Source organism: Streptococcus caballi DSM 19004 (genome assembly GCF_000379985.1).
GTDB classification, from domain to species: Bacteria; Bacillota; Bacilli; order Lactobacillales; family Streptococcaceae; genus Streptococcus; species Streptococcus caballi.
The window spans coordinates 59,907-79,180 of sequence record NZ_KB904118.1 but is presented as its reverse complement, the minus strand read 5'-3'; the positions used below and the strand labels follow the sequence as shown (position 1 = coordinate 79,180).

At 42.4% G+C, this 19,274-nt stretch carries 22 protein-coding genes and 1 pseudogene; 5 read left to right on the top strand and 18 right to left on the bottom strand.

All coding sequences use genetic code 11. From position 1 onward, the window contains the following. The 8 genes from A3GS_RS12535 to A3GS_RS0110030 form a co-directional block, all read right to left on the bottom strand. The coding region (locus tag A3GS_RS12535) for a transposase (protein ID WP_018365270.1) at nt 1-131 on the bottom strand (131 nt) is incomplete at its 3' end. Between the two features lie 179 nt (nt 132-310). Further along, nucleotides 311-742, bottom strand: coding sequence for an 8-oxo-dGTP diphosphatase (locus tag A3GS_RS0110060; RefSeq protein ID WP_420805171.1), 432 nt, complete (start codon nt 740-742; stop codon nt 311-313). 288 nt (nt 743-1,030) lie between these two features. Then, complete coding sequence (locus tag A3GS_RS11875; protein ID WP_205617710.1) at nt 1,031-1,309, bottom strand: hypothetical protein; 279 nt, start codon at nt 1,307-1,309, stop codon at nt 1,031-1,033. A gap of 5 nt (nt 1,310-1,314) precedes the next feature. Beyond that, nucleotides 1,315-1,902 carry an HD domain-containing protein gene (locus A3GS_RS0110050; protein ID WP_018365267.1) on the bottom strand — a complete coding sequence of 196 codons (588 nt, stop codon included), beginning with the start codon at nt 1,900-1,902 and terminating at the stop codon, nt 1,315-1,317. 115 nt (nt 1,903-2,017) lie between these two features. Continuing rightward, complete coding sequence (locus A3GS_RS0110045) at nt 2,018-2,560, bottom strand: 2'-5' RNA ligase family protein (protein WP_169333421.1); 543 nt, start codon at nt 2,558-2,560, stop codon at nt 2,018-2,020. Nucleotides 2,561-3,082: 522 nt separating this feature from the next. Continuing rightward, nucleotides 3,083-3,685, bottom strand: a complete 603-nt coding sequence (locus tag A3GS_RS0110040; protein WP_018365265.1) for a transglutaminase-like domain-containing protein — start codon at nt 3,683-3,685, stop codon at nt 3,083-3,085. 13 nt (nt 3,686-3,698) lie between these two features. Continuing rightward, the gene (gene uvrB, locus A3GS_RS0110035) at nt 3,699-5,690 is read right to left on the bottom strand and encodes an excinuclease ABC subunit UvrB (protein ID WP_018365264.1); all 1,992 of its coding nucleotides are present in this window, start codon (nt 5,688-5,690) and stop codon (nt 3,699-3,701) included. A 57-nt stretch (nt 5,691-5,747) separates the two neighbouring features. Further along, the gene (locus tag A3GS_RS0110030) at nt 5,748-6,665 is read right to left on the bottom strand and encodes a CPBP family intramembrane glutamic endopeptidase (RefSeq protein WP_026216371.1); all 918 of its coding nucleotides are present in this window, start codon (nt 6,663-6,665) and stop codon (nt 5,748-5,750) included. A 175-nt stretch (nt 6,666-6,840) separates the two neighbouring features. Between A3GS_RS0110030 and A3GS_RS0110025 the strand changes: the two genes are divergently transcribed. From A3GS_RS0110025 to A3GS_RS0110015, 3 genes are all read left to right on the top strand, one after another. Beyond that, nucleotides 6,841-9,018, top strand: a complete 2,178-nt coding sequence (locus A3GS_RS0110025; RefSeq protein WP_018365262.1) for an ABC transporter substrate-binding protein/permease — start codon at nt 6,841-6,843, stop codon at nt 9,016-9,018. Continuing rightward, nucleotides 9,018-9,758 carry an amino acid ABC transporter ATP-binding protein gene (locus tag A3GS_RS0110020; protein WP_018365261.1) on the top strand — a complete coding sequence of 247 codons (741 nt, stop codon included), beginning with the start codon at nt 9,018-9,020 and terminating at the stop codon, nt 9,756-9,758. Before A3GS_RS0110025 ends, A3GS_RS0110020 begins: the two co-directional genes overlap by 1 nt. Before the next feature lie 886 nt (nt 9,759-10,644). Further along, nucleotides 10,645-12,150 carry an ATP-binding cassette domain-containing protein gene (locus A3GS_RS0110015; protein WP_018365260.1) on the top strand — a complete coding sequence of 502 codons (1,506 nt, stop codon included), beginning with the start codon at nt 10,645-10,647 and terminating at the stop codon, nt 12,148-12,150. A gap of 31 nt (nt 12,151-12,181) precedes the next feature. On the opposite strand, the gene A3GS_RS11870 is transcribed toward A3GS_RS0110015, so the two are convergent. The 7 genes from A3GS_RS11870 to A3GS_RS0109975 all read right to left on the bottom strand — a co-directional run bounded on the left by A3GS_RS11870 (nt 12,182) and on the right by A3GS_RS0109975 (nt 16,012). Further along, nucleotides 12,182-12,376: a hypothetical protein gene (locus A3GS_RS11870; RefSeq protein ID WP_018365259.1), complete on the bottom strand. Its 195-nt coding sequence runs from the start codon at nt 12,374-12,376 to the stop codon at nt 12,182-12,184. Nucleotides 12,377-12,602: 226 nt separating this feature from the next. Next, a complete protein-coding gene (gene obgE, locus A3GS_RS0110005; RefSeq protein ID WP_026216370.1) occupies nt 12,603-13,916 on the bottom strand; it encodes a GTPase ObgE in 1,314 nt (437 codons plus the stop codon). A gap of 140 nt (nt 13,917-14,056) precedes the next feature. After that, a complete protein-coding gene (locus A3GS_RS12525) occupies nt 14,057-14,185 on the bottom strand; it encodes a DUF4044 domain-containing protein (protein ID WP_018365257.1) in 129 nt (42 codons plus the stop codon). A gap of 87 nt (nt 14,186-14,272) precedes the next feature. After that, the gene (locus A3GS_RS0109995; RefSeq protein WP_018365256.1) at nt 14,273-15,001 is read right to left on the bottom strand and encodes a pseudouridine synthase; all 729 of its coding nucleotides are present in this window, start codon (nt 14,999-15,001) and stop codon (nt 14,273-14,275) included. Nucleotides 15,002-15,036: 35 nt separating this feature from the next. Continuing rightward, nucleotides 15,037-15,261, bottom strand: a complete 225-nt coding sequence (locus A3GS_RS0109990; RefSeq protein ID WP_018365255.1) for a DUF4649 family protein — start codon at nt 15,259-15,261, stop codon at nt 15,037-15,039. A gap of 10 nt (nt 15,262-15,271) precedes the next feature. Further along, nucleotides 15,272-15,415, bottom strand: coding sequence for a hypothetical protein (locus tag A3GS_RS12805; RefSeq protein WP_018365254.1), 144 nt, complete (start codon nt 15,413-15,415; stop codon nt 15,272-15,274). Between the two features lie 180 nt (nt 15,416-15,595). Continuing rightward, a complete protein-coding gene (locus A3GS_RS0109975; RefSeq protein WP_018365252.1) occupies nt 15,596-16,012 on the bottom strand; it encodes an acyl-CoA thioesterase in 417 nt (138 codons plus the stop codon). 69 nt (nt 16,013-16,081) lie between these two features. On the opposite strand from A3GS_RS0109975, the gene A3GS_RS13200 reads away from it, so the two are divergent. Beyond that, on the top strand, nt 16,082-16,213 hold the full coding sequence (locus tag A3GS_RS13200) for a hypothetical protein (RefSeq protein ID WP_018365251.1): 132 nt from the start codon (nt 16,082-16,084) through the stop codon (nt 16,211-16,213). Nucleotides 16,214-16,385: 172 nt separating this feature from the next. Here the strand turns inward: A3GS_RS13200 and A3GS_RS11860 are convergent. The 3 genes and pseudogenes from A3GS_RS11860 to A3GS_RS0109955 form a co-directional block, all read right to left on the bottom strand. Next, nucleotides 16,386-16,657 (bottom strand): annotated as a pseudogene (locus tag A3GS_RS11860) (MazG nucleotide pyrophosphohydrolase domain-containing protein). Next, nucleotides 16,654-17,652, bottom strand: coding sequence for a carbohydrate kinase family protein (locus A3GS_RS11855; protein ID WP_018365250.1), 999 nt, complete (start codon nt 17,650-17,652; stop codon nt 16,654-16,656). The pseudogene A3GS_RS11860 and the gene A3GS_RS11855 overlap by 4 nt, the downstream one beginning before the upstream one ends. Before the next feature lie 13 nt (nt 17,653-17,665). Then, nucleotides 17,666-18,421 carry an HAD family hydrolase gene (locus A3GS_RS0109955; protein WP_018365249.1) on the bottom strand — a complete coding sequence of 252 codons (756 nt, stop codon included), beginning with the start codon at nt 18,419-18,421 and terminating at the stop codon, nt 17,666-17,668. 349 nt (nt 18,422-18,770) lie between these two features. Between A3GS_RS0109955 and A3GS_RS0109945 the strand changes: the two genes are divergently transcribed. After that, a complete protein-coding gene (locus A3GS_RS0109945; protein WP_026216369.1) occupies nt 18,771-19,226 on the top strand; it encodes a MarR family transcriptional regulator in 456 nt (151 codons plus the stop codon). Nucleotides 19,227-19,274 lie beyond the last annotated feature (48 nt).

Sequence of the window (19,274 nt, the reverse complement as noted above, 5' to 3'; positions counted from 1 at the left end):
TGACGGAAAATTTCGATTAAGTCCTGTCTAATTTTGTAGTAAATGGATTTGCGTCGATACTTTGGTGTGAAAACAATGTGATATTTGCACATCCATTTGGTGTGTGATAAACTATAATTGGTTTTAGCCATTTATTTTTCCTCCTTTATCTAACCTGAACAATTAGATTATACATGGAAAAATAAATGGAAGCTAGAAGCCTTGTCAGCCACCAGCTTAGCTGGTGGTTTTTTCATTTTTCTCTACGAGAAAAACTGGCTGGAAGCCATAATAAAAATACCTCACGGTTATCACCGCAAGACGCTAGCAATTACCAAAACTCGCGGATGAAATCATCCTCTAAACGCTCCGCATAGAAGAGCTCTGACAGATCGTCCTCGTCAAAGATACGCAACAGATTGAGCATGTCATAAGCCAAACCCACCTTAGCAAGCTCACTCCGCTTGACCCACTTAACCTCTCCTTCATCTGATGAACGTAGCTGCCCTGAAAAGTCAGCTGTACGGTAAAGAAAGACCAGATAGCGAATACCTTCCTTGGTATGCCAGTGCTTCATGCCCACTAGCTTAGGATTTCTGATGGTCAAGCCCGTCTCTTCATAGACTTCGCGAACAACCGCTTGGTGAAGGGATTCCTTTTCTTCAATGTGACCGCCAGGAAGAGCCGCTCCTGACCAAGCATAACGCTTGGGATCACGGATTTGCATGACAATTTGATTCTTATCATCTTCAATTAAGCACATATTGGTTAAAATAACTTTTTGACTTCTTGCCACTTTCAAATCTCCTTATTCTGTATTATTTTTTAGTGTGAAATGGTAGCTCTTCCCTAACCTAATCAGTCAGTAGCATAAGTCATTAACATGATTTTAGAATTAGCACATCAATGCGACTAGCTTTATTTAACTAACTAAGCAAATCTAACGCTCACTTAGCAAATAACAGAACTATCATCTCATTCTTCTAAGAATGAGTACACTATGATAGAGGTTCCAATGAGAATATTTCCTTGCCCAATGAAACTGCATAAGCTATCTCACGTCTTGTGCTTTCCCAATATAGCCTCCAACGTTCATAACATAAATAGCATCGCTCATTGCTATCTTTTGATAATGTATTTCCCCTAGACGTGCAATATCTTCTGCTAATAAATCACTTTCTTTTTCAAAGTAAGCACATTGGATGACTATGCAATGATGTTCTAATTCCAATTTTCCAGAGATTTCTTGCATCTCTTTCTGAAATTTCATACTACCACAAAGGGTAATTAATCTTATATTATTTTTCATTTTCTCTTCCAAACATTTCATATACCCTACTTATCCAAGTAAAGCCCTTTTTCGACACTTTGGTCTATCAAATCCAAAACAAGTTCCCAAAGTTCTGCCGATTCTTCCTTGATAAAGGCCTTCTTGGCCAAAACCTGTGACTTGGTCAAGCTAGCTGGATTTTCATTTTCAGGAGCAATAAGTAGGTGATTCATCAGTGGTGCTAGAGCATCCAGACAACGAGCATAACGCGCTTCAGGTGTGTCCGCCTTGGACTCAAATTCAAGCCAGAGTTCTCGGTAGCTATCAGCCTGATCAGGAGGGAGAAGAGCCAACGTTTTCTTGACAGACTCCCACTCACGTTCAAAGGAAGTCAACTTGCCAACCTCATCGTAAACCCATGTATCACCTGCACCGATTTCTCCGATTTCATGCAGCAAAAGCATGGTCATAACCTTTTCAAGATCTACTTCCTCTGGAAAATGCTGGCGCAAGACAGGTGCCATAAGAGCTAGTTGCCAAGAATGCTCTGCAGAATTCTCAAAACGCCCATCTAAGGTCTGATTCCGTCGAGTGACCATCTTGAGTTTCTCAAGTTCATTAAAAAAAGCTAATTGTTGATAAAGTGGTGACATGACGACCTCCTAGACACTTTTAGTTATTATAACATAAACTATAGAGGATACGAAGAAGAATGGTACGCATAAAAAACACTCTACCATTATGAAAATAGCAGAGCAGTTAAGATGACTAACTCGTGAACTGACAGACTTCCTTGACTTGGCCCTGTTCATCAGTAGCAATCACCTTTATAGCAGTAATCTTTCCTCTTGTCATTTCTAAATTGTTCAAGCAATGAGCGTAAACTTGAGTCAGCTTATCTTCATCAATACGATTGGCAAGGGTCAAATGTGGAATCCAGACTTCAGGAACATATTGTGAATCAACTGCGACCAATTGCCCCAGCAAATCATGAATGTGCTTATGCAGCTTAGCTAATCCTGGTGTCTTTGTTGGACCCAGAAAAACAATAGAACTTCCCAAAAAAGAGCCGATAGCTTGAAAAGAAAGCTCCAAAGGTAAGGTTAAATTGAGTTTATCATCCAAACTTTCTAGCACTTCTTCAACAGCAATCGTCTCAAAATCTGCTAGAGTAATATGTGGCTCCCTGTCCCTGACTTGGTAAGCATAATCAGACAAAGACATATCTTTCAATTCTTGCCACAAGTTTCTTATTTTCTGATTGGTAGTTTCATCTAAAGTAGCAATGATAGCGTACATTGTTTCGCTCATCCTTTCTATATTTGATAATAGTTTCATTATAACAAAAAGCCACCATAGAAAGCGGCTTTTCTAGTAGAATTCTCCTTATTTTACTTGTTTTAAGTAAGCCCTTGGATAGACCTGACTCTCACTATCCTTTAGTTATACATCACCCACTATAGTTGACAATAAGCCCCTTTGACAAGCTCATACTAAAAGCATTTCCCGTAGAGAACTATTTCCTTTATTTTAATTCCGATATGCATAGACGACCACTACTAATCCTAGAAGATTCAAGAGACTGCCTGCAATAATTATGACTTTCTCACTAAAATATTTGCTGAATAAATCATGAGATCAGCTCAGATTAACCATCAGTCCAAACAACACTAGCCAGCCCAGGCTAATTCTATTTTTTAACAAAACTTTTTATCATTATTTAGAATTGACAGTCACTCCTTTACATAGTGTTGCTATAATTATGAATCTTTCCCATAGGATATTACCAGTGGATGTGAATGTTCATTCTTGATTTGTCTATCTTCTCTTCAATTAAATTCTTTCTGGTAGATTATTGAGATACATGAAAATGGCATCATCACTGTTTTCTAACACTTGCATGGTTTCTTTAATGGGTTCTGCATAAACTTCACTATAATCTATTTCATTATACTCTGGTCTAATCTGGAAAGCTAACATTTCTTGGTCCAAAGAAAACTCCGCATGAACCGTTTCTTTATTACCTCTAGCATCCAAACGAATCCATTTATCAAGAGTCTTGAGATAAACGGCGTTTAAAGCGTGAATGCAATAACCGCTGTCTGGAGTATCTCCCAGCGTCAAACGTTGGTAGCAAATACCTGCTGGAATACCTTCAAGTCGCAAAAGAGCTGCTAGAAGATTTGATTTGGCATAGCAAATTCCAACGCCTTCTTTAAGCGTTTGTGAAGCTGTAACAGTCACACGTTTATCCTTAACATCCCAAGAGTGCTTAATTTCATCTCTAACAAAATGAAAAGCATTGCGTATAAAATCAATGTCATCTTCTGATGCATTGTATAAATCCCTTGCCTTTTGTCTCACAACTTCATCGTTACCATCAATATAGTGTGACAATTTCAAATAGTCCTCTCTATCATTCACTAATGTAAGCATGCATTCTCTCCCTCTAATCCATGGCCTTTAGTTCAATCACCATATCCCTAATTTGGGCAGCCAGTTCAAAATCAAGCAGTTCGGCGGCTTCTTGCATTTGTTTTTGCAACTTCTTGATGGCTTCTTGGCGCTCTTTCTTGGTCATAGCACTATAATCAACAGCGTCTTCTGCTACATCGGTATCATTTGACTTAGTAATCGCAATAAGATCTCGGATTTCTTTTTTAATGGTTTGTGGAACAATACCGTGTTTCTCATTGTAAGCCATTTGCAGGCTCCGCCGACGTGCTGTTTCATCCATAGCCTTCTGCATAGACTCGGTAATCTTATCAGCGTACATGATAACATGCCCGTTACTATTTCGCGCGGCACGCCCAATAGTCTGGATAAGACCACGTTCGTTACGGAGGAAACCTTCCTTATCTGCATCAAGGATAGCCACCAAGCTGACCTCTGGAACGTCAATTCCTTCGCGCAACAAATTAATTCCGATAAGAACATCAAAGACACCCAAACGCAAATCGCGGATAATCTCGGTACGCTCCAAAGTCTTGATATCCGAATGCATATACTTAACCTTAACCCCCATTTCTTTGAGGTAGTCGGTCAAATCTTCTGCCATTTTCTTGGTTAACGTAGTGACAAAGACACGCTCACCCTTTTCAGCGCGGCTATTGATTTCACCCAAGAGATCGTCCATTTGCCCCATAGTCGGACGGACTTCCACTTCGGGATCCAAGAGACCTGTCGGGCGAATAATCTGCTCGATAACGGTATCAGTCTGCTCCATTTCATAATCACCAGGCGTTGCAGAAACATAGACAATCTGATGCACATGACTTTCAAATTCTTCTCGGCGCAAGGGACGGTTATCCAGAGCACTTGGAAGGCGGAAACCATAATTTACTAGCATTTCCTTACGTGAGCGGTCTCCATTGTACATGCCCTTAATCTGCCCCATAGTCATATGGCTTTCATCAATCATGATGAGAAAGTCTTCTGGGAAAAAGTCCAGAAGAGTGTATGGTGGCTCTCCCTTTGCTCGTCCATCCATATGACGCGAGTAATTTTCAACACCACTGGTGTAGCCCATCTCGCGCAGCATCTCCACATCATACTCCGTCCTTTGGCGAATGCGCTGCGCTTCTATCAGTTTGCCTTCTGCTTCAAAAAGTTTGACCTGCTTTTCCATCTCTTCGAGAATATTAGAAATAGCTTCCTCCATATGCTCCTCGTTGGTCATAAAGTGGGTGGCTGGGAAAATAGCCAAATGATCCACTTCACCGAGAACACGTCCAGTCAAGCTTTCGATTTCTCGAATACGGTCAATCTCATCACCGAAAAATTCCACACGAAAGGCATGCTCATCACGAGAAGCTGGGAAAATTTCCACTACATCGCCACGTACACGAAAACGCCCACGCTGGAAGTCAATATCATTGCGCTCAAACTGAATGTCTACCAAGTCATTTAAAAGCTGGTCGCGAGAAATTTCCTGACCAGGGCGCAAGCTAACAACGCTGTCGGCGTATTCCTTAGGTGAACCTAAACCATAAATACAAGAAACAGATGCGACAACAATAACATCGTTACGCTCCAGCAGAGCAGAAGTCGCTGAGTGACGGAGTTTATCAATCTCATCATTGACGGAGCTGTCTTTTTCGATATAGGTATCACTAGAAGGCACATAGGCTTCAGGCTGGTAGTAATCATAGTAAGAGACGAAATATTCCACCGCATTGTCTGGGAAAAATTCCTTAAATTCCCCATAAAGCTGACCAGCCAAGGTCTTGTTGTGGGCAATGACCAAGGTCGGTTTATTGACACGCGCAATAACCTGACTCATGGTATAGGTTTTTCCTGTACCTGTCGCTCCTTTGAGAATCTGTGCCTTTTCGCCTCCTTCGATATTGTCCACCAAAGCTTCAATGGCTTGGGGTTGATCTCCTGAAGGTTGGTATTTAGAAACTAATTTGAAATGATTATTATTTTTTCTATCTATCATGGTTTACCTCGTTTCTACTATTTTATCATATCATCAAAAAAGACTGAGTTTTAAGACTCAATCTTTTACAACTTCTTTTTCTTTGTATAATAGCAGAGCTAGGATGATGCTAGCAACAAGCAAGACCAAACTCGTCAGCAAACTACCTTCCGTCCCGAATCGGCCACCCGAAACCCAGTCTGCTGCGCCAGCTTTATTGACAAAATGGAAGAGTGACTTCCCTGCACCTGTCCCACTAACTGCTACACCAAAGACGTTACCTTGCGTGAAATTCCAAGCCCCGTGAAGGCCCGCTACACCCCAGAGGTTATCTGTCTTTAACATATAAAGTGCCATGAAGACACCTGATAAAATAATTCCCATGATTGAAAAGACTGTGACGTGAGAATTTAACAAATGCATGAGGCCAAATAAACTGCTCGAAATCCCAATCGCTACCGCTAGATTACTCCGCTTGTTGATTATTGGCAAGAGCCAACCGCGGGTTAATAACTCTTCTGTACCGCCTTGAACAAACCAAAACGGGATAATTGATAAAACATAGACAACTGCTGACCACGAAAAGTCCACGTTTTGTAACCTCACCCCACCAAATAGATAGGTCAAGGTAAAAGCAAAGGTGAAAATTCCCATACCCACACCCCAACCTTTGAGGATTTCCAAAAACCAACCTTGCTTAAAAAAACCTAAACTGGTAATTGAGCGTTTTTCATACCATTTAACCCAAGCAAATTGACTTAATGCCACAAAACTAAACAATCCTAGCTGAAAATAAATTGAGCCGAATAAAGTACTAGCCATCTCAGGTTTGAGAAGTACCATCGGCATCAGCAACAAACCAAGCGTTGCTCCTCCCACAAGTTGCCCAAAAAGGAAAAATAAGACAACCATACTACAGACGATTAAAATGGTAAGCCACGCTGGCAAGGACTCATAGCGATGGGTATGATTTTCTAACATTCGTTTCTTTAAAATTTTTACATTCTCCTTGTAACTTCGTAATAATACAATTATACCACAATTCTTTTATTGGCTCAATCAGCTTATAGTCGTCACAATGTTATGTTTTCTTACATAGAAATTCTTAATATTTGCTTAATTTGCTGTTTTTTGTTATAATTTTAACTGATTATTTGTAAAGGAGACTTACATGAAGAACAGACTTAAAGCTCTTATGCTAGTAATGTTATCAGTAATCTTTGTATTTGGCGTTAAAGCATCAGCCGATACAATCGATATTGTTTCGGATACTGCATATGCGCCATTTGAATTTAAAGATTCTGACCAAGTATATAAAGGGATTGATGTTGATATCATCAATGAGGTCGCTAAACGCGCTGGTTGGGATGTCAATATGACCTACCCTGGTTTCGACGCCGCGGTCAATGCGGTTCAAGCTGGGCAAGCTGACGCACTGATGGCAGGCACAACCATTACCAAAGAACGCAAAAAAGTTCTAACTTTCTCAGACCCTTACTACGATACTAAAATCGTGGTTTACACACCTAGTGATGCTAAGATTTCCAAATACAGCCAACTCAAAGGGAAAACCGTTGGTGTTAAAAACGGTACAGCAGCTCAAACCTTCCTTGAAAAGAACAAGGACAAATATGGCTACTCCATTAAGACATTTGACACGGGTGATCTCATGAACAACAGCCTTGATTCTGGTGCGGTTGATGCAGCTATGGATGATCAACCTGTTGTTCAATACGCCATTAACCAAGGTAAAGCCTATGCGATCAACATTGCAGGTGAATCTGTCGGAAGCTTTGGTTTCTCTGTCAAAAAAGGCAGCAAGTACGAATACCTCGTTCCTGAATTTAACAAAGCATTGGCCGCAATGAAAAAAGATGGTACCTACGCTACCATCATGAACAAGTGGCTCGGTGATGACAAAACTGAATCCAAAGCAACAGGTGACGCATCTGCTAAGGCGACTCCTGTCAAATCAAGCTATAAAGTTGTTATGGACTCATCATTTGCACCATTTGAATACCAAAACGATGGTGGCAAATACGTTGGTATCGACGTTGATCTTATCAAGGCTATCGCTAAGCAACAAGGTTTCACCCTTGAGCTAGCCAACCCTGGTTTTGATCCAGCCCTCAATGCCGTTCAATCAGGTCAAGCTGATGCCGTTATGGCTGGTATGTCTATCACAGATGCCCGTAAAGAAATCTTTGATTTCTCAGACTCGTATTATACTTCTAATATCTTGCTTGCTGTTAAAAAAGGAAGTTCTGTCAAAGCTTATGGCGATCTTAAAGGTGCTACTGTTGGTGCCAAAAATGGAACAGCTTCTTATAACTTCTTAGAAAAGAATGCTAACAAGTATGGCTTTACCTTGAAAGCCTTTGATGAAGCTTCTTCTATGTATGATAGTTTGAACTCTGGCTCTATTGATGCTCTTATGGATGACGAAGCCGTTCTCCGCTATGCGATTAAACAAGGCCGTAACTTTGAAACACCAATTGATGGTGAACCTTCTGGAGAATATGGCTTCGCGGTTAAGAAAGGCAGCAATCCTGAGCTCATTCAAATGTTCAACAATGGCTTAGCTGCCCTCAAGAAATCTGGTCAATACGACAAGATTGTCACTAAATACCTTGGTAAAAAAACCACATCAAGCGATTCTAGCAGCAATAAAACAACAGACGAAACAACCATCGTTGGTTTGATTTCAAACAACTACAAACAACTCCTCAGCGGTCTTGGTACAACACTCAGCTTGACTTTGATTTCCTTTGCCATTGCCATGGTTGTTGGTATCATCTTTGGTATGATGGCTGTCAGCCCAAGTCATATCCTTCGTGTCATCGCTCAAATCTTCGTTGACGTTGTCCGAGGTATTCCACTCATGATTGTGGCGGCCTTCATCTTCTGGGGAATTCCAAACCTCATCGAATCAATGACAGGTCATCAAAATCCAATCAACGACTTCGTTGCCGCAGTTATTGCCCTTTCCCTTAATGCTGGTGCCTACATCGCTGAAATTGTCCGCGGTGGTATCGAGGCTGTCCCAGCAGGACAAATGGAAGCCAGCCGAAGCTTGGGGATTTCCTACGGAACGACCATGCGTAAGGTCATCTTGCCACAAGCTGTTAAGCTCATGCTTCCAAACTTTATCAACCAATTTGTCATCTCTCTTAAGGATACAACTATCGTATCTGCTATCGGTTTGATTGAACTCTTCCAAACCGGTAAAATTATCATCGCCCGTAACTATCAATCCTTCCGCATGTATGCTATCTTGGCGGTTATCTACTTGGTGATGATTACCATCTTGACAAAATTTGCTAAACGCTTAGAAAGGAAGATGAAATAATGGCAGACTTAAAAATTGATGTTCAAGATTTGCACAAGTCTTACGGGCAAAATGAAGTCCTCAAAGGTATTGACGCCAAATTCTATGAAGGGGACGTCGTTTGTATCATCGGTCCTTCTGGTTCTGGGAAATCAACTTTCTTGCGTACCCTTAACCTGCTAGAGTCTATCACTAGCGGACGAGTTATCGTTGACGGCTATGAATTGTCAGATCCAAAAACAGACCTTGATAAAGCACGTGAAAATATCGGGATGGTCTTCCAGCACTTCAATCTCTTTCCACACATGACGGTTCTTGAAAACATCACCTTTGCTCCTGTTGAGCTTGGAAAATATTCCAAAGAAGAAGCTGCAAAGGTCGGTAGGGAGCTGCTTGAAAAGGTTGGTTTAGCTGACAAGGCTGACGCCAAGCCAGACAGCCTGTCTGGTGGTCAAAAACAACGTGTAGCTATCGCTCGCTCATTAGCCATGAATCCTGACATCATGCTCTTTGACGAACCAACATCAGCCCTCGACCCAGAAATGGTCGGCGACGTTCTCAACGTTATGAAGGACTTGGCACAACAAGGTATGACCATGTTAATCGTGACCCACGAAATGGGCTTTGCCCGTCAGGTGGCCAACCGCGTCATCTTCACCGATGGTGGCCAATTCATCGAAGATGGCACACCAGAGCAAATCTTCGTCCACCCACAACACCCACGTCTCCAAGACTTCCTAGACAAGGTCTTAAACGTATAATGGATAACCAAGTTTCCAGCAAGGGAGCTTGGTTTTTAATTATACAATTTTCCAAAGGTGCTATAATATAGGTGAAAAGTAGCTTATCCATCATTACCGTTCTAAGATTCCATTAGAGAGTTAGGTGTCTCAAAATGACTAAAAAACAGAGTAATCTTTTGCGTATCGTTTTATTCCCATTTTCCCAGTCCTTGCAAATGTCATGTGTACTAATCTAATCCCCAACGTCATGGATTGGCTGAATTTCGCCTTCAACATCTTATTTACCATCTCTATCTGGTTTGCTATCTACTTTATCGGAAAGATTGGTGAAGACTGATACATAAAAAACGCTGGTCATCAGCGTTTTTAACATTCACTTTTCAAATCCCGAGTTGGAACGTTTTCAATATTTGGCATTTTCGTTAATAATGGGAGTATTCAACTTTTGCAAGGATGCAGTTGGTCCCTCGTCTAGCATTTTACAGTTTTGCAAGAAGCTCTTTGTGTTTAAGCACTGCTTTTTCTTTGACATCTAACCCTGCTTTGTTATAATGAAAATAGAAATATCAAGGAGGAAACGGAGCCATGAAAAACTAAAAAACTGACAGATATAGTCTTTCAATTTGCTTTTGTAGGAGGCAAGAACCCGCAAGCATGACTAGTTTAGGCAAGACGAGTTAGCACCTCATAAAAGATAAACTGAAAGACGGCGGTAGCCTTTATCAAGTACAGTTTTTTAGTGAGCTCTTTTTCCAATACGACTGCGGTTCTTAAGACTGCTGTCCTCATCTTAGGTCTTGTGTGCTAGTATGTTACTAGGTACTTGCCTACTCACCCCTGCTCTCACTTTCACTCCCTACTTGCATAAAGGTAGGGAATTTTTTTTCATGAAAGAGAGGCCACTATGCTACAGATTAACCACCTAACCATCACCCACCTCAAGGATATAACGACCTTGATTGACGACCTAAGTCTAGTCGTCAATGACGGCGATAAACTGGCTATTATTGGCGAAGAGGGCACTGGCAAGTCCACCCTTATCAAGGCGCTGCTAGACCCCAACAGCCTACAAAGTTATGCGACCATGACTGGGCAGATTCACTCCACCTTTACCCAGATTGGTTACCTCCCCCAGCACTTGACTAACAGCCAACTGGCACAGAGTCCAGCGGTTTTCTTCTACGATGACATGGATTATACACGTTTTGACTTTGCCCTTTTTTATCAAATGGCAGAGCGGTTGAGTTTTGATAGTCAGCACTTGGACAATGACCAGATTTGTCTAGCTCAGCTCTCTGGTGGTGAGAAATTAAAGCTTCAGCTCCTGAAATTGTTGGCTTACGATCCAGACTTGCTAGTTCTGGATGAGCCCTCCAGTGACCTTGACTTAGATAGCCTGATCTGGTTGGAGCGATTCATTCAGCAGACCGATAAGACTGTCATTTTTATCTCCCATGATGAAGCGCTGCTCAGTCACACTGCCACGGCTATCTTACAGCTTGAACTGGTCAAGAAACGTAGCCAAGCACGCACCAGCTATTTTCAAGGAAACTATGAGGATTACAAGTCTTGGCGAAAGAATTCCTTTGGTAAGCAGATGCAGCTAGCGCAAAAAGAACGTGAGGAATATGCCAAGAAGATGGCGCGGCACCACCGCATCCATCAAAGTGTGGAGCATCAACTTCGCAACACCAAAAATGATGTTGCAGGTCGGCTACTGGCCAAGAAAATGAAAAATGTCCTGTCGCAGGAAAAGCGCTATGCCAAGGAGGCGGAAAACTTTCATGATATTCCGCAGGATATGGATGCTATTCACCTCTTCTTCTCAGAGGTCAAACCGCTGCCTGCTAATAAACGGCTGCTCTTCTGGGAAAAGGTGCATTTGGAAACTGGGCAGACGGTCGATTTGAAAATCTTGGGACAGGACAAGCTGGTCATCACGGGACAAAATGGTATTGGCAAGACCCGTCTACTGCGCAAAATACGAGATGACCTTCGTGAGCGTCCAGATTTATCCTTGGGCTACATGCCCCAGCACTATGAGGATTTACTGGATGAGACCAAAAGCGCGCTAGATTTCCTCACTGAGGTTGCCAAGACTGAAAAAGCACGCAGTCTCCTAGCCAGTCTACAATTCACACGGCAGGAAATTCTCCACAGCGTCAGCCACTTGTCTGGCGGACAAAAGGCAAAACTGTTTTTGGCGAAGATGGTTCTGGCCGGCAACAACGTCCTCATTTTAGACGAACCGACTCGCCACTTCTCACCAACCAGTCAACCACTGGTACGGCAGCTGCTGGTAGACTTTCCAGGCGCTATCATTAGCGTCTCCCATGACCGTGCCTTTATGGCAGAAGTCGCGCAAGACCACTACAAACTTGCTAGCAATCAATTACACAAACAAGACTAATAAAGAGCTGGGGTCTCCCAGCTCTTTGTACTCAAGTATTTTTTTGTTGAACGGTCTTACCATTATTTTTTGCCTGCTCTTTAGCCAACCGCTCGCGCTCCAAACGGAACTTCCGATTGGGATTGAGGCGAGTGAAGAGTTCCTCTAATTTCTGAGGATTCCAGACGTCGGCTGCCGAGACAAAATGACCATCCTTGTCCTTAAAAGATATCGGTTTATCACCCATAAAAATACCCCACTTACTAGAATTGTTAGATAAATTAAGACAGCTTATCAGCTAGATTTCTCACACCACTTCTTATTAGAAGACTTACGATAGGAAAATAACCTAACTAGGTTGCCAAATAGAACACGGCATAGGAGCTGTGCAAAAAAGATAGAATTTCCTAGAAGCTAAAGCTTCATCATTGAATCTCCTATTTTAGCTGTGCTCCTTTAACGGCCTTTGTATCCTAATCCACAAATTCAAACTCAAAATTGCCAATGCGAACAATGTCACCGTCTTTGGCACCACGTTCACGAAGGGCTTCATCGACACCCATACCACGCAGTTGGCGAGCAAATTTCATAACAGATTCATCACGCTCCATATTGGTCATGATAAAGAGTTTTTCCAGTTTCTCACCAGACAATACCCAAGCGGCATCATCATCACGGCTGATCTCAAATGGACGTTCATCTTCGTTGAAGCCATAGTAAACTTCATCTTGCTCCATGTCGTCTTCGCTGTAAAGGAGGAATTCATCCGTTTTATCCAGCAATTCAGCTGTCGCTTCCAAGAGATTTTCCAAACCTTGATGTGCCAAGCTTGAGATTGGGAAAATCTGTGGCAACTCGTCAAATTCGTCATACTCGGCAGCCAATTTTTCCTTAAACATCTTGAGATTTTCCTCAGCATCAGGCATATCCATCTTATTGGCTACGATGATTTGAGGACGCTCCATGAGGCGGAGATTGTAAGTTTCCAACTCATTGTTAATGGCCACATAATCCTCGTAAGGATCACGTCCTTCGCTAGCTGACATGTCAATAACATGGAGGATAACACGGGTGCGTTCAATGTGGCGCAGGAATTGTGTTCCCAGCCCCACGCCTTGGCTAGCTCCCTCGATCAAGCCTGGCAGGTCAGCCATAGCAAAGCTATCACCTGACTTGGTACGAACCATGCCTAAATTTGGCACGATCGTGGTAAAGTGATAGGCACCGATTTTAGGTTTGGCAGCTGTGACCACGCTGAGCAGAGTTGATTTACCAACAGATGGGAAACCAACCAACCCCACATCAGCCAGAATTTTCAATTCGAGTTGCAGTTCACGTTCTTCACCTGGTTCACCATTTTCAGCGATTTCAGGAGCAGGGTTGCGTGGCGTTGCAAAGCGGATATTGCCACGACCGCCACGGCCACCGTGAGCTATGACAAATTCTTGCCCATTTTCAACCAAGTCGGTGATGACCTTACCAGTATCCGCATCACGAACAGTTGTTCCAGGTGGAATTGACACAATCAAGTCCTCTGCACCGCGGCCGTGCATGCCCTTAGTCATACCTTTTTCACCATTTTTAGCCTTGAAACGGCGATTATAGCGAAAGTCCATAAGGGTGCGAAGGCCCTCATCCACTTTAAAAATGACAGAGCCACCTTTTCCGCCGTCGCCACCCCAAGGACCGCCATTGGGAACATATTTTTCACGGCGAAAAGCCACCATACCATCACCACCACGACCAGCTTTAACGCTGATTTTGGCAGTATCTAAAAACATACTCATTCTTTCATTGCAAAGTCTAAGTCTGTCAACTCTTCCAGCTGATAGACTATCACATCTTTCTAAGAATACTGGACGACCTTGCTTTCCTTTCTTCATTTTTCCTGCGCTCACAGCATAAAAAAACGCTGTGACAGCGTCTTTTACATCATAGCACCGAGTGCAGACATTACAATGCCGCCCAAGGTTACGATAACCATTAAGATAACAACAATCAATGTTAACTTTTCAAAGCCCGTTTTTTTACGTGGACCATTATCTCCAAAAGCCACTTTAGTCACCTCTACTACTGAATTTATTAGTACTATCTTAACACGAAAGACACAAATAAGCAAACGAGAAGCCGATAATTGATAAATTTACAGCTCCACATCAAAGACTTGTAAGGAGGCCAATTCACTTTCGGTCAGGCGACGCCACTGTCCCAGCGCCAGCTCCTTATCCAAGATCAACGGTCCCATACTCAGGCGCTGCAAGTCCAAAACCTTCTTACCGCAAGCCGCTACCATACGCTTAACCTGATGAAACTTGCCCTCTTTGATGGTGATTTGCACCAGACTAGTTCCAGCTTCTTCATCCCTTTCTAGGATCACTAGCTGAGCAGGCTGGCAGGTAATGCCCTCTAAAGCGATGCCCTCTTCAAAAAGCTGTACATCTTGGTCTGTCATGAGCCCTGCTATATTGGCTCGATAGGTTTTATTAACGTGTTTTTTAGGCGATAACATGGCGTGCGCAAGGGCTCCATTATTGGTTAGGAGGAGCAAGCCGTGGGTATCTATATCTAAACGCCCCACAGGAAAGACCTCCTTGTCACGCGCTGCCTGATCCAACAAGTCCAAAACTGTCTTGTGATGATTATCTTCCGTCGCTGAAATGACCCCCTGCGGTTTATTAAGCAGGTAATAAAGGTACTTTTCGTAAAGCAATTCCCGTCCCTGACAAATGATTTTATCCTCATATTCATTGATCTGAAGCTTGGAAGACATTTCTAATTTACCATTGACCGTAACCTGCTTTTTCTTGATCATAGTCTTGACTTGACTGCGCGAACCTACTCCGCAAGCTACTAAAAACTTATCTAACCTCATCTAATATTTCACCCCTAGCACTAGCAACCTACGATTCATTTTTCGTCAAAGCTCTGCCAATTAATAGCAAAACTGGCACGATACAAGTCCCCGATGAGACCCTTGTAGCCTGTATCCTTACCATTGCAAGTCAGAGTCAGCACCTGATAGGAATCAGGAAGGGTCACACAACCACTTAAAGACAAACGAAAAGCCTCCAAATCGTCATAGGAAACCTCTCTTTGTGTCTTGTAGGCATCTAAATAAGTTAATACAATCATTTTTCACTCCTTAGTGTCTCTTAATCATATCTGTCTCCATCTCAAAGAGATAGGCTGGCAAGTCAAACTGGTCTCCGATAGCCTCAAAGACCACATCCTCTGACAAGAGACCACATTTGATGTTAGCTAACTTTTCCTTGTTCGCCTCAGCCATATCGTCAAAGAAAGACTGGCTCTGCCCTAATAATCGTTTAAGCGATGAAAGTCAGCTTGCTGAGCCTTAAAATCAGCTAGGGCTTGGTTGAGCCTGCCTAGTAGCTTTTGTTGCTGATCCAAGATGGCTTCCATTGCTTTAACACGTTCTATTTTTGAATCTTTTTATGAGCTTGCCATCTTAATCTTCCTCTTGACTGAGCTCCAAGAGTTTCTGGTAAAAGTCTGGAAAATCCTTCTTGAGATTGACAAAGCCTCCAGCCTGTCTTAAAAAGCTATGCTCTGACTGAGCCTCACAAACTAGTTTTCCCTCTTGATTAATCATCTGGTAAGACAAGACTAGCCGCGCAGCCTTGACCATAGCCACAGTCACCATAATACTGATGTCATCCGCAAAAGTCGAGGTAGCTAAATAATGGCAATTGACAGAAATCACCGGTGAAATGACGCCAGCTTCTTCCAACTTATCATAGGGAAAACCAAGCTCCGTCAAAAAATGCACGCGCGCCTCTTCCATCCAGCGGATGTAATTAGAATGGTGGCTGATACCCATGCGGTCGGTCTCGTAATAGTGAACTAAATGGTGGTAGGGAGTCATAGTAGCCTCTTTTCTTATAATGATTCTGGAGTGAAAACTGTGCTATAATGGGGGCAAAGGGAGGATAGCATGATGATTATCTATTCAAAAAATGACCAAACAGAGGAAAAGGATTCTGCTAAAAGTATGGGCTCAGGTGGCTTGAATGTTCTAGCCACACCAGCACTGATTGTTTTTATGGAAAATACCTGTTTTTCTTAACTGCAAGACCAACTAAGCTAGCTGGACAAGATATCACGGTTTCCATCACTGGATTTCAAGAGTCTGGTCGCCATGTAGGCTTTGACCTTCAAGCCTACGTAGGAAATCACCTCATCGGCTATGCCAAGTATAGCCGTGTCGTGGTCAATGAGGAATGCTTCCTCGCCGGACTTCAGTGATTGTGCCAGATAAATTCTAATAAATTTGTCTCGTGCCCATATTGACCGAAGCTTTTTTATCCTTGTCCAGAATCGTTTGAGTGAAGTCAATCTCGTTAATAGCTGCAATGGCCACGATATAGTGAACCATGTCCGCCAATTCCGCTGCCAAATCTTCCTTGCTGGAATCTATCTGACTAGCTTTACGACCTGTCTTGATATTCAAAACTTCGGCTATTTCACCCATTTCCTCAACCAGCTTGATAAAAAGGCCTTGCTCTGTCATAGATAGAGATAGGTCTTGCTGATCAACTCTTGATTGATCTGCTGACCCAGATAGGCCTGCAGATCCTTGATTGTTACTTCCACTTGATACTCCTTTTCGTGAAACAGCTCACGCAGCTTTTGATAAGTGTCATCCGACAGACGGACACCACTGGTTTGTACAATCTGGCTAGATACCTGATTAGCAAAATCAAGGGCAAAGTCTAAGTCACGGCCTGCTGACAGGGCAGCCAAAACAGCTCCAACGTGACTGTCACCCGCACCAATAGTATCCTTGATGTTATAGACACGATAGGCTGGAACATCATACCAGCGGCCATCATAGGCCAAGACTCCTCTTTCACCAATGGTGACAAGGACGGTATTGCCAGTACGCTCATAAAGACTAATCATGGCCTGAGACAGTCCATCCTTTTTTGTCAATGCCTTAATTTCATCATCGCTGAGGTGGACAATGGGGGACAAATTCCAAAGTCTCTCCAAGCGTTCAGGCGAAATGAGGTGGCCTCTTGGTCCTGGTGCAAAGACAAGCTGGGCAGGCCATTTTTCTAATGCCGAAATCAAGTCTCTCCCTGTCTCTTCTTCCACTTCCAACCCGCAGATATAGATATAATCCTCTGCTGCAATATCAATATTGTCCAGCCAAGAAACATCAAAAGAATATTCTACCCCGTGATTAGATAAGAAAGTCCGCTCACCATCTTCTTCAACAAAACAGTAACAACAGCCATTTTCACCAGTCAATCTGATGAGACTAGGCATGCCAATTTCCTCCAAATGCTTAGCCACAAAATCTCCGTAAAGTCCTGTCCCAACTGGCGAAATAAATTGATAAGGAATCTGTAGCTGATGTAGCAAATACGCGACATTAAAAGCGCAACCGCCCACACTCATGACCTGCTGCTTAATATGGGCATCCCCTTGACGGCTAGGCAGGCGGTCAAGGTAAATCATGACATCACAAACTGTGGAGCCAATCACTAAAATTTTCGGCATGACCTACCCCTCCTCAGATTTCCAAAACTTGCGCAATATTATCAATCACTCTAGCTCCCATACGATTAAGCTGGGTGATTTTTTCTTGGTTATAGGCAAAGCTGTTTAGAAAAATAGCGTCCATACCAGCCTGCTCTGCAATGGCTATATCCGTTGAGAAATCATTACCAATCATCACAGATTCCTTAACATCAATCCCTTGCTCATCCAATAAAAGCTGCAAGAAATCCAACTGAGGTTTTTTCATGCCATAATCAGACGACATGTAAATCTTATCCACAAACTGAATACAACCCGTTTCTTCAATTTCTGCTTGAGTGAAGGCACGCTGAGCATTAGAAAGGATAAACACATGACCCCCCTTGTCCTTGATGACTTTCAAGGTAGCTAGCGTATTCTCGTAGGCTGCCAGGTGCTTACGCGACAAAACGCGAAAAGTGCTGGCCATGAAATTGCCCCATGTTAGTAAGTCATCAATTTTGTTCTCCGTCGCATGAGTCTGCTCTGCTTCTGTCAAGAGGCGAATAAAAACAGGTACCAAGTCAATCTCAACATGTTCGTAAGCCGTCTCTTTTTTCAAGCGCTGCTCTTCCTGTGACACTAAATCCAAGTATTTCTGACTGAGCGAACGTGGACTGTAATCCGCGCCATAACTGGCATAAATTGCAAGCACCTGCTGCCAAAGCCAGCGGTCCTTCTCATCCGTCTCAATATCCACCAAGGTACCGTAAAAGTCAAAAATATAGTTCTTATATTTTAAATCTGTCATAAGTTTACCTCGCATTGCTTTTATTATAACACAAATTAAAAAGCCACTTAGTAAGTAAACAGCTTAGAGTATCTTTAAAATGAATGCTCTCCCATTACAAACATGGTGAAGGTAGCCTAGACCATACATCCCGATAAAAGACAAACTGCCAAAGTCAGCACACTCACTGATTTTAAATAAGATTTTCTTTGCATACATAATAGCTCTTTTTTGATATCATACTCAGTATCGCAAGAGGGGGGGTTAAATCTGTGTTGAGATAAGTTAGTAAAACTTTTCTTGACAAGTTAGCTTAAGCCTATTATTATTGTTAATATCATTAACAATATTTTAAAAACAAGTTTAGCCTATGAACAAAAAAGAATTACAACAATTTAACAATCATTTTATGTCTTTCATGGAGGCATTTGAGAAACTCAAAAGCCAGCAACATGCTAACGTCATTGACCAGTCAATCACTGCTTCTGAAGTTCATCTTATTGTGACTATAGAAAATCATCAGCCAATCAATCTAGTCAAACTAGCTGAAATTCAGAATATTTCCCGCAGTGCAGTCACCCAAAGCAGCAAACGATTGATTCAAAAAGGCCTCATTTCTCTTACCACTTCACCTCAGAATGGCAAAAATAAATATCTGCAACTAACAAGCAAAGGCAAAAAAATTTACCAACTGCACCAAACCCAGCAAGATTACATTGAAAATGCGGTGCTAACTGTATTGGACACTTATAGTCAGGAAGACTTGAATAAAGTAACCAGCTTGATGACAGATATCAAGGCTGTTTGGGAGAATTTACCATGGTAAACATGGTTTATTTTTAAAGTAAAGTTAAGCTGATTAACAAAAAAGGAG